Source organism: Kitasatospora sp. NPDC036755, from assembly GCF_040636595.1.
In the GTDB taxonomy this organism is placed as follows: domain Bacteria; phylum Actinomycetota; class Actinomycetes; order Streptomycetales; family Streptomycetaceae; genus Kitasatospora.
Map to the genome: position 1 here is coordinate 1 of NZ_JBEZUT010000279.1, position 11,612 is coordinate 11,612.

Here is an 11,612-nt window from a genome sequence, read left to right on the forward strand (position 1 = left end):
GGGGTGGTGATGTCGCCGGGGTAGCGGCAGGCCATGCCGATGATCGCGATCGGGTCGTCATCGACGGCCCCGACCACACCCACCGACACCGCGCCCGCCTCGGCACCGGCCGCGTCGGCGACCTCGGTGAGCAGGTGGCGGGCGAGCGCGACCGGGCTCGGGTAGTCGAAGACCAGGCTGGTGGGGAGCCGCAGGCCGGTGGCGTCGTTCATCGCGTTGCGGAACTCGACGGCGGTCAGCGAGTCGAATCCCAACTCCTGGAACGCCCGCTCGGGGTCGATCGAGTCGGCGGTGGCGTGGCCGAGGACGGCGGCCGTGCGGGTACGGACGAGTTCGAGGAGGGCGGTCTCCCACTCCTCCTCCGGGAGCGCGGACAGCTGCCGGCGCAGGCCGCTGGTCTCGTCGGACGCGGCGTCGCTGCTGCGGCGCGGGGCGGCCGGGACGAGGTCGCGCAGCAGCTCGGGCAGGGCGTCGCCCTGGGCGCGCAGGGAGGGGAAGTCGAGCCTGGCCGGGACGACGACGGCGGCGTCGACACCGGGCGCGGTGTCGAACAGCGACAGGCCCTCGTCGTCGGCGAGCGGAATGACGCCGCCCTGGGACATCCGGGTCCGGTCGACACCGGTCAGCGTGCCGGTCATGGCGCTGGCGCGGGCCCACAGGCCCCAGGCGAGCGACTGGGCGGCCAGGCCGTGGGCGCGGCGGTGGGCGGCGAGGGCGTCCAGGAAGACGTTGGCGGCGGCGTAGTTGCCCTGGCCGGGGGCGCCGAGGGTGCCGGCGACCGAGGAGAAGAGGACGAAGGCGGACAGGTCCAGGTCGCTGGTCAGCTCGTGCAGGTGCAGCGCGGAGTCGACCTTGGCGGAGAGCACCTGGGAGAGGCTCTCGGGGGTGAGCGAGGCGATCACGCCGTCACCGAGCACACCGGCGGCGTGCACGACGCCGCGCAGCTCGGTGCCGCGCGCGGTGAGGCCGGTGAGCAGGTCGGCGAGGGCGTCGCGGTCGGCGACGTCGCAGGCCTCGACGTCCACCTCGGCGCCCAGTGCGGTGAGTTCGGCGGCGAGCTCGGTGGCGCCGGGGGCCTCGGGGCCGCGGCGGCTGGTGAGGACGAGCCGGCGGACACCGTGCTCGGTGACCAGGTGGCGGGCGAGCAGGGCGCCCAGCCCGCCGGTGCCGCCGGTGATCAGCACGGCGCCCTCGGCGCCGAAGACGGAGGCGGGACGGGCCTTGCCCGGGGCGTCGTCGCCGGTGGTTCCGGCCACGGTCGCCCGGGTGAGCCGGGGGATCCAGAACTCGCCGTCACGGTGGGCGAGTTCCGACTCCTCGGTGGCGAGCGAGGCGGCGACCAGGAAGTCGGTGGTGGCGTCGGCGGTGGCGGCCGCGTCGAGGTCCAGCTGGACGATGCGGCCGGGGTTCTCGGACTGCGCGGCCCGGACGAGACCGCGCAGGGCGGCCTGTGCCAGGTCGATGCGGGTGGCGTCGTCGGCGCCGGGCAGGGCGACGGCGCCGCGGGTCACGACGAGCAGCCGGGAGTCGGTGAACCTGGCGTCGGACAGCCATTCCTGAAGGATCGTCAGGGTTCGTCCGGTCGCGGTGTGGACGGCGGCGGCGTCGCTTCCGCCGTCCACCTCCAGCACCAGGACGGCGGGCGGCGTGTCGGAGCCGGCCGCGTCCTCCCAGCGGGCCCACGCGGCGGTGGGCGGAGCCGTCGGAACGGCGGCCTGCTGCCAGCGCAGCGTGAACAGGGAGTCGTGGACCAGTGCGCGGGCCGCCGAGACCTGTTCGGCCGAGATCGGCCGCAGCGCGACCGAGCCGACCGACGCCACCGGCCGGCCGGTGGCGTCCGCGAGGTCGAGGACCAGGCTCCCGCCGGCCGAAGCGGTGAGTCGGACCCGGGCGACGGCCGCGCCGACGGCGTGCAGCGTGACGTCGGACCAGGTGAACGGGACCATGGCCTGCTCGCCCGTGAGCTCGGCGAAGAAGGCCGGGTGCATCGCGGCGTCGAGCAGGGCGGGGTGGACACCGAACCGGGCCGCGTCGGCGTGCGCGGACTCCGGCAGGGCGAGCTCGGCGAACAGCTCGCCGCCGCGCCGCCAGGCGGCCTTGAGCCCCTGGAAGACCGGTCCGTATCCCAGGCCGACCCGGGCGAAGTCCTCGTACAGGCCGTCGGCGTCCACCGGCTGGGCGCCGGCCGGCGGCCACGCGGTGAGTTCGGTGCCGGCGCGGCGGGCGCCGGGGGCCAGCACACCGGTGGCGTGCCTGGTCCAGGGCGCGCCCGTCGAGGAGCTCTGCAGACGCGAGTGAACGCTGATGGTCCGGGCCCCGGTGCGGTCGGCCGGGCCCACGACGACCTGGACGGCGACCGCGCCGCGTTCCGGGAGGACCAGCGGGGCGTGCAGGGTCAGTTCTGCCAGCGCCTCGGCGCGGACCTGCTGCCCGGCGCGCAGGGCCAGCTCGACGAAACCGGTGCCCGGGAAGAGCACCGTGTCGCCCACCCGGTGGTGGGCGAGCCAGGGCTGGGCGTCGACGGAGAGACGGCCGGTGAGGACGACACCGTCGGAGTCGGCGAGCACGACGGCCGCGCCGAGCAGCGGGTGGTCGGCGGTGTCGAGGCCGGCGGCGCGGACGTCACCGGCGGCGGGACGGGACTTCACCCAGTACCGCTCGTGCTGGAAGGGGTAGGTGGGCAGGTCGGTGTGCTGGGTGTGGAGGCCGGTGAAGGCGGTGGCCCAGTCGATGGTCACACCGGTGGTGTGGAGCGAGCCCAGGGCTGCGAGGAGGGTTCGGGTCTCGTCGCGGTCGCGGCGCTGGGTGGGGATGACGGTGGTGTCGTCGAGGGTTTGCTGGGCCATGGCGGTGAGGACGGCGTCGGGGCCGACCTCCAGCAGGGTGGTGACGCCGTTGTCGGCAAGGGTCTGAACGGCGTCGGTGAAGCGGACGGCGGCGCGGACCTGGTCGACCCAGTACTGCGGGTCGGTGAGTTCGGTGGTGGCGAGGGTGCCGGTGACCGTCGAAACGAGCGGGATGGTGGGCTCGTTGTAGGCCAACTCCCGTGCCACGGTGGCGTACTCGGCGAGCATGGGCTCCATGAGCACGGAGTGGAAGGCGTGGGAGACGCGGAGCTTGGAGGTGCGACGGCCCTGGGCGGCGAAGCGCTCAGCGAGCGCCTCCACGGCGGCGGAATCGCCCGAAATCACCACGGAGCGGGGGCCGTTGAGGGCAGCGATGTCCACGCCCTTGATCAGGTGCGCGGTGACCTCGGCCTCCGTCGCCTCGATGGCGATCATCGCACCGCCGCCCGGCAGGGCCTGCATCAGCTTGCCGCGCGCGGCGACGAGTCGGGCGGCGTCGGGCAGGGTCCAGACGCCCGCGACGTGGGCGGCGGCGAGTTCGCCGATGGAGTGTCCGGCGAGGTACTGCGGGCGCACGCCCCAGGAGTCGAGGAGGGCGAAGAGCGCGACCTCGACGGCGAAGAGGGCGGTCTGGGTGTAGGCGGTCTGGTTGAGGAGGTCGCTGTCCTCGCCCCAGATCACCTCGCGCAGGGGTCGGTCGAGCCACCGGTCGAGTTCGGTGCAGACTTCGTCGAAGCGGGCCGCGAACACGGGGTGGGCGTTGTACAACTCCTGTCCCATGCCGAGGCGCTGGGCGCCCTGGCCGGTGAACAGGAACCCGGTGGTCCCGCCGGGGCGGGCCGCACCCGCGAGCGGTTCGGTGCCGTCGGCGATGCGGTCGAGCGCGGTGAGCAGCTCCTCGCGTCCGGCGGCCGCGACGACCGCCCGGTGCTCGAAGCTCGCGCGGGCGGTGACCAGGGCGTGCGCGACGTCCGGCACCCGCACCTCGGGGTGCGCGGTCAGGTGGGCGTGCAGGCGGGCGGCCTGCTCCCGCAGGGCGGGCGCGGTCTTCGCCGACAGCACCACGGGCAGCACACCCGCACGAGAACCGGCATCGGAATCCGCAGCCGCACCCGCGTCTGCGACCGGAGCCTCGGTGCCCTCCGCGACCGGAGCCGCGTCCGCCTCCTCCAGGATGATGTGGGCGTTCGTCCCGCTGACCCCGAACGAGGACACTCCGGCCCGGCGCGGCTGCTCGCCGCGCGGCCAGTCCCGGGCCTCGGTCAGCAGCTCGACCGCGCCCGCCGACCAGTCGATGTGGCTGGACGGCCGCTCGGCGTGGAGCGTGCGCGGCAGGACGCCGTGCCGCATCGCCATGACCATCTTGATGATGCCGCCGACGCCGGCCGCCGCCTGGGCGTGGCCGATGTTGGACTTGATGGAGCCGAGCCAGAGCGGTTCGCCGTTCGCGCCGCGCTGCTGGCCGTAGGTGGCGAGGAGCGCCTGGGCCTCGATCGGGTCGCCGAGCGTGGTGCCGGTGCCGTGCGCCTCCACGGCGTCGACCTGGTCGGGCGTGAGGCGGGCGTCGGCCAGGGCCTGGCGGATGACGCGCTGCTGGGCGGGGCCGTTGGGGGCGGTGAGGCCGTTGGAGGCGCCGTCCTGGTTGACGGCGGAGCCGCGGACGACGGCGAGCACGGGGTGGCCGTTGCGGCGGGCGTCGGAGAGCCGCTCCAGCAGCAGGATGCCCACGCCCTCGGACCAGCCGGTGCCGTCGGCGTCCTCCGAGAACGCCTTGCAGCGGCCGTCGGGGGCGAGGCCCTGCTGCTTGCTGAAGGCGATGAACGGCGCCGGGGTGGCCATCAGCATGACACCGCCGGCGAGGGCGAGCGTGCTCTCGCGGCGGCGCAGCGACTGGACGGCTAGGTGCAGGGCGACCAGCGAGGAGGAGCAGGCGGTGTCGACGGTGACGGCCGGGCCCTCCAGGCCCAGGGTGTAGGAGACGCGGCCGGAGATGACGGCGGCCGAGCTGGCGGTGGTCAGGAAGGACTCGGCGAGCTCGGGGACGCTGTCGAGCAGGTAGCCGTAGTCCTGGAGGCCGGAGCCGGCGAAGACGCCGACCCGCCGGCCGCGGGCGGTGGTCGGGTCGATGCCGGCCCGCTCGAACGCCTCCCAGCACGCTTCCAGCATCATCCGCTGCTGCGGGTCGGTGGCCGTCGCCTCGCGCGGGCTGATGCCGAAGAAGCCGGCGTCGAAGTCGGCGGCGTCGTGGACGAAGCCGCCCTCGTCGACGTAGCTGGTGCCGCTCTGTGCCTCCGGGCCGCCCTCGCCGGTGCCCGTGGCGCCGCCCCGCAGCGCCTCCAGGTCCCAGCCGCGGTCGGTCGGGAACCGGGAGACCGCGTCGGTGCCGTCGGCGACCAGCTGCCACAGCTCCTCGGGGGAGGTGACGCCGCCCGGGTAGCGGCAGGCCATGCCGACGATGGCGATCGGCTCGGACTCCTGGCTCTCCACGTCCTGCAACCGCTGGCGGGTCTGGTGCAGGTCCGCGGTGACGCGCTTCAGGTAGTCGAGGAGCTTCTCGTCGTTTGCGTTTGCCATCTCAGTCACACCGGGTCTCTTTGTGCAGGGCTGATGGTCCGCCGCGTGGGGCGGGCCGGTCGCGCGAAGTTCGGGGGCTTGCCCCCGGGCCGGCGGGTCGGGCGGGTCCGGGGGCGGTGCGGGGCGGCGGCCGGTGGGGCCGCTCGCCGGGGGGCCGTGATCAGGACAGGCCGAGCTCCTGGTCGATGAAGGCGAACACGTCGTCGGCGGAGGCGCTCTCCAGGCGGTCGGCCACGTCCTGGCCGGGCTCGCCGGCGGGCGGCTGGTTGAGCCGGGTCGCGAGCGCCTGGACGCGGACGGCGATCTGGTCGCGTTCGATCTCGGCGGGGGAGAGGAGCGCGATCGCGGCCTCCAGCCGGTCGAGTTCCTCCCCGGCGGGCAGTGGCCCGGTCGGGGCCTGCGGTGCGAGTTCGGCGAGCAGGTAGCCGGTGAGGGCGGTCGGCGTGGCGTAGTCGAAGATCATCGTGCTGGGCAGTCGCCGGCCGGTGGCGTTGCCGAGCCGGGTCCTCAGGTCGACGGCGGCGACGGAGTCGAAGCCGAGGTCGGTGAAGGCCCGGCCGGCGTCGATGTCGTCCGGGTCGGCGTAGCCGAGGACGGCGCCGACGTGCTCGCGGACCAGGCCGAGGACGGCCGTCCGCCGGTCGGTTTCGGAGAGCGCGGCGAGTTTCGCCGTGAAGGCGGGCGCGGCGGTCGCCGCGTCGCCCGGGGAGGCGTCCCCGGTGAGGGCGGCCCGGACCTCGTCCAGCTCGTCGAGCAGGGGTCGGGGGCGGGCCGCGGTGTAGGTCGGGGCGAACCGGGACCAGTCGAAGTCGGCGACGACGACGCCCTGTTCCGGGTCGGCCAGGACCTGGCCGAGGGCGCGCACGGCACGCTCGGGGGCCATGGCGGGCGCGCCGATCCGGCGCAGCAGGGCGGCGAGCTCGGCGTCGACCATGCCGGCGTCCCAGGAGCCCCAGGCGACCGTGGTGACGGTGAGTCCGGCGGCCCGGCCGTGCCGGGCGAGCGCGTCGAGCTCGGCGTTGGCGGCGCCGTACGCGGCCTGGCCGGCGCTGCCCCAGACGGCGGAGCCGGAGCCGAAGTGCACGAGGGTGGTGGCGGGGCGGCCGGTGAGCAGCTCGGCCAGGTGCCGGGCCCCGGCCACCTTGGCGCGGGCGACGTCCGCGAACTCCGCCAGGGTCAGCTCGGACACGGGGGCCACGCGCTGGGCGGCGCCTGCGGCGTGCAGGACGGTGAGCGGGCGGTCGGCCGGGACGGTCGCGAGGACCCGGCGAAGCTCGTCCCGGTCGGCGACGTCGCAGGCGGCGACGGTCACGGCCGTTCCGAGGGCGGCCAGTTCGGCGGTCAACTCGGCGACGCCGGGGGCGTCGGCGCCGCGCCGGCTGGTCAGCAGCAGGTCGGTGGCGCCGCGGCGGGCCAGCCAGCGCGCGACGTGCGCGCCGAGCCCGCCGGTGCCGCCGGTGACGATCACGGTGCCGCCGGCGGGCGGCGACCACGGGTCCGCGCCGGTCCCGGTGGCCGTGGTGGCCGCGGCCCGGACGAGCCGGCGGACGAAGGTGCCGTCGGGGCGGACCGCCAGCTGGTCCTCGCCGTCGGTCCGGGCGAGTGCCGCGCGGAGCGCCTCGGCGGCCCGGGCGTCGACGGCGGCGGGCAGGTCGACCAGGCCGCCCCAGGTGTCGGGGCGGTCGAGCGAGCGGCTCACGCCGAGGCCCCAGACGGCGGCCTGGGCCGGTCCGGTCGCCTCCTCGGCCTGCCGGACGGTGACGGCACCGCGGGTGGCGCACCAGAGCGGGGCGGTCGCCCCGGCCTCGTCGAGTGCCTGGACCAGGGTGACGGTGGCCGCGAAGCCGCGCGTGAGCGGGGCGTGTCCGGCGTGCTCCCGCTCGTCCAGGGAGAGCAGGGAGAGCACGCCGGCCGGGCGTTCGGGGGCCGCGCGCAGCTCGTCGGCGAGAGCGGGAACGGCGGTGTCGGGGGCGACGGTGACGGTCCGGACGTCGGCGCCGCCGGCCGTGAGCGCGGCCGTGACGGCCGCCACGACGTCCGTACCGGCCTCGGACCCGGCGGGGACGGCGAGCAGCCAGCTGCCGGCCGGTCCGGACGGCGTCGCCTCGGCGGCCGGGGCGGGGCGCCAGACGGTCCGGTAGTGCCAGGACGCGAGCCCGGTCTCCGCCTCGAACTCCCGGCGCCAGGCGGAGACCGCGGGGAGCACCTCGGCCAGGGCCTGCGGACCGACGCCGAGGCGGTCGGCCAGCCGGGCCGGATCGGTGGATTCCAGCGCCTCCCACCAGGCGCTCCCCGGGGCCGTGCCGCCGACCGGAGCGGGCGCGCCGGTGGCCGCGGTGGTCGGGGCGGCCCAGTAGTGGCGGCGCTGGAACGGGTAGGTCGGCAGCTCGACGCGCCGTGCACCGGATCCGGCGAAGTACGCGGCCCAGTCCACCGCGGTGCCCCGGGCGTGCGCGGCGGCGACGGCGCGGACCAGCTCGGCCGCCTCCTCGCGGCCGCGCCGCTGGGTGGGCACGAGCAGCAGGTCGCTGCTGTCGGGGACGCAGTCGGCGCCCATGGTGGTGAGTACGGCGTCGGGGCCGACCTCGATCAGGGTGGTGACGCCCTTGTCGGCCAGCGCGCGGACGCAGTCGGCGAAACGGACTGCCTCGCGGGCGTGCCGGACCCAGTACCGCGGGTCGGTGAGGTCCGCCCCCGGCCCGCCGGTCAGACCGGAGACGATCGCGACGGTCGGCTCGTGGTAGGTCAACTCCCCTGCCACGGTGGCGTACTCGGCGAGCATGGGCTCCATGAGGGCGGAGTGGAAGGCGTGCGAGACGCGGAGTCTGGAGGTGCGGCGGCCCTGGGCGGCGAAGCGCTCGGCGAGCGCTTCGACAGCGGCGGCCTGGCCCGAAATCACTATGGAACGCGGCCCGTTGAGGGCGGCGATGTCGACGCCCTCGGTCAGGTGCGGGGTGACCTCGTCCTCGGTGGCCTCGATGGCGGTCATGGCGCCGCCGCCCGGCAGGGCTTGCATGAGTCGGCCGCGTGCGGCGACGAGTCGGGCCGCGTCGGGCAGGGTCCAGACGCCGGCGACGTGGGCGGCGGCGAGTTCGCCGATGGAGTGCCCGGCGAGGTACTGCGGGTGCACGCCCCAGGAGTCGAGGAGCGCGAACAGCGCGACCTCGACGGCGAACAGCGCGGTCTGGGTGTACGCGGTCCGGTCGAGGAGGTCACCGTCCTCGCCCCAGACCACCTCGCGCAGCGGCCGCTCCAACCACCGGTCCAGCTCCGCGCAGACCTCGTCGAAACGCGCCGCGAACACCGGGTGGGCCTCGTACAACTCCCGTCCCATACCCAGGCGTTGGGCACCCTGGCCGGTGAACAGGAAGCCGGTGATTGCGCCCGCGCGGGCCACGCCGAGCGCCGCGCCGGGGGCGAGGTCGCCCTCGGAGATCCGCTGGAGCGCGGTGAGCAGCTCCGTGCGCCCGGCGGTCGCGACGACCGCCCGGTGCTCCAGCCCGGTGCGGGTGGTGGCCAGCGAGTACGCGACGTCCAGCAGCCGCTCGTCCGGGCGGGCGGTCAGGTGCTCGTGCAGCCGGGCGGCCTGGGCGCGCAGCGCGGCGGCGCCGCCGCCGCTGAGCGGGACGGGGACGACGCCCGGAGCGGCCTCGGTGGCGGCGGCCTCGTCGGCGGGCGCGGCGTCGGCGGGGGCCTCCGGAGCCTCCTCGATCACGATGTGGCTGTTGGTGCCGCTGAGGCCGAAGGAGGAGACGCCGGCCCGGCGCGGGTGGTCGCCGCGCGGCCAGTCCCGGGCCTCGGTCAGCAGTTCGACCTTGCCCGCCGACCAGTCCACCTCGGGGCTCGGCGCGTCGACGTGCAGGGTGCGCGGCATCAGGCTGTGGCGCATCGCCTCGACGACCTTGATGATGCCGCCGACGCCGGCCGCCGCCTGGGCGTGGCCCAGGTTGGACTTGATGGAGCCGAGCCGCAGCGGCTCGCCGTTCGCGCCGCGCTGCCGGCCGTAGGTGGCGAGGATCGCCTGGGCCTCGATCGGGTCGCCGAGCGTGGTGCCGGTGCCGTGCGCCTCGACCAGGTCGACCTGGTCGGCGGAGACCTGGGCGTTGGCCAGGGCCTGGCGGATGACGCGCTGCTGGGAGGGGCCGTTGGGGGCGGTGAGGCCGTTGGAGGCGCCGTCCTGGTTGACGGCGGAGCCGCGGACGACGGCGAGCACGGGGTGGCCGTTGCGGCGGGCGTCGGAGAGCCGCTCCAGCAGGAGCAGTCCGGCGCCCTCGGCCCAGGCGGTGCCGTTGGCGGCGGCGGCGAAGGAGCGGCAGCGGCCGTCGGGGGCGAGACCGCGGTCCTGGCTGAAGCCGACGAAGGAGCTGGGCGTGGCCATCACGGTGACGCCGCCGGCCAGGGCGAGGGTGCACTCGCCGGAGCGCAGGGCCTGGGCCGCGAGGTGCACGGCGACCAGCGAGGAGGAGCAGGCGGTGTCGACGGTGACGGCCGGGCCCTCCAGGCCCAGGGTGTAGGAGATCCGGCCGCTGGCCACGCTGGCCAGGCCGCCGGTGCCGGAGCCCTCGGCGTAGTCGTGGTAGACGACCCCGGCGAAGACGCCGGTGCGGCTGCCGCGCAGCGAGGCCGGGTCGATGCCCCCGCGCTCCAGCAGCTCCCAGGAGAGCTCCAGGAGGATCCGCTGCTGGGGGTCGGTGTCGCGTGCCTCGCGCGGGCTGATCTTGAACAGGTCGGCGTCGAACTCGCCCGCGTCGTGCAGGAATCCGCCCTCGCGGACGTACGTCCGGTCGGGGGTGCCCGGGCGGGGGTCGTAGAGGCCCTCGGTGTCCCAGCCGCGGTTCTCCGGGAAGGGCGAGACGGCGTCGCGCCCGTCGGCGACCAACTGCCAGAGGTCCTCGGGGGAGTTGGCGCCGCCGGGGTAGCGGCAGCTCATCGCGACGATCGCGATCGGCTCGTGGGCGCGTGCCTCCAGCTCGCGCAGCCGGCGGTTCGCCTGCTGGAGCTCGGTGGTCGCGCGCTTGAGGTAGTCGCGGAGCTTGTCGTCGTTCCCCATCGCACCGTTCCTCATCGCACCGTTGCCGTTCGAGCCGTTGCCGTTCGAGCCGTTGCCGTTCGAGCCGTTGTCCATCGAGCCGTTGCCGTTCGAGCCGTCGTCATTCGGGATTCGCCGATCGCGGGGCCGCCCGCGGCGGGGCCCCGGTCCGCCCACCGGTGCGCCATCAGAGCGCTCCCAGTTCGCCGTCGAGAATGTCGAAGAGTTCGTCGTCGCTGGCGAACTCGGTGTCGCGCACCGCGTCGGCGCCGTCGGCGGCCGGTCCGCCGGCGTCGTGCCAGCGGCGGGCGAGCGCGTCCAGCCGGGCGGCGATCCGGGGGTGGGCCGCGTCGGCATCCCCCAGGGCGTGCAGCGCCGCCTCCAGCCGGTCGATGTCGTCCAGCAGGAGCGCGGCCGGGTCGGCCTCGACCGGGGTGATCGAGACCGCCAGCAGCCCGGCGGTGGCGAGCGCGTTCGGGTGGTCGAAGACCAGGGTGGCCGGCAGTCGCAGGCCGGTCGCGGCCTCCAGACGGCGGCGCAGTTCGACCGCGGCGAGCGAGTCGAAGCCCAGCTCCTGGAAGGCGCGGTCGGGCTCGACCGCCTCCGGCGCGGCGAGGCCGAGCACGTCGGCGACGTGCCGGCGGACCAGTGCCAGCAGAGCGCCCTCCCGCTCGGCCGCCGGCAGCTTCAGCAGCCGGCGCACCAGCCGGGCGCCCTCGGCGTCGGCGGCGGCCGCAGTGCCCTGGGTGCCGAGGAGGCCGGCGAGCGGGCCGACCGGTTCGCCGGCCCGGGCGCGCAGCGCGGCGCGGTCGAGGTGCAGGGCGGCGAGGGCGGGCTCGCCGGTGCCCAGCGCGGCGTCGAACAGGGCGAGCGCCTCCCGGTCGGTGAGGACGGGCGTGCCGAACCGTGCCATCCGGGCGTGCAGCGCCTCGTCGGCCGGGCGGCCGGCGTCCCACGGGCCGAGGGCCAGGGCGAGGGCGGGTGCCCCGGCGGCGCGGCGCTCGGCGGCCAGCGCGTCGAGGTGGGCGTCGGCGGCGGCCTCGGCGGCCCGGCCGAGGCCGTGCAGGGCCAGTCCGATCTGAACCCGCCGTCGATCCAGTCCCGGCTGCTGCGCACGCTGTGAGGCGTTGAGCCGCCGAGGCACGGAGGCAAGGAGAAGGGGA

3 protein-coding genes are annotated in these 11,612 nt (G+C 76.0%); all 3 read right to left on the reverse strand.

Annotation, left to right across the window (positions count from 1 at the left end):
- The coding region (locus tag AB0E96_RS31170; protein WP_359829126.1) for a type I polyketide synthase at positions 1-5,420 on the reverse strand (5,420 nt) is incomplete at its 3' end.
- 160 nt (positions 5,421-5,580) lie between these two features.
- Complete coding sequence (locus AB0E96_RS31175) at positions 5,581-10,470, reverse strand: type I polyketide synthase (protein ID WP_359829128.1); 4,890 nt, start codon at positions 10,468-10,470, stop codon at positions 5,581-5,583.
- A gap of 166 nt (positions 10,471-10,636) precedes the next feature.
- Positions 10,637-11,612 (reverse strand): phosphopantetheine-binding protein (locus AB0E96_RS31180; RefSeq protein WP_359829127.1); only part of this gene is annotated, 976 nt, incomplete at its 5' end.

Coding starts and splice junctions, on each gene's coding strand:
- AB0E96_RS31175 (WP_359829128.1), bottom strand. CDS start 10,470: ATGGGGAACGACGACAAGCTCCGCGACTACCTCAAGCGCGCGACCACC.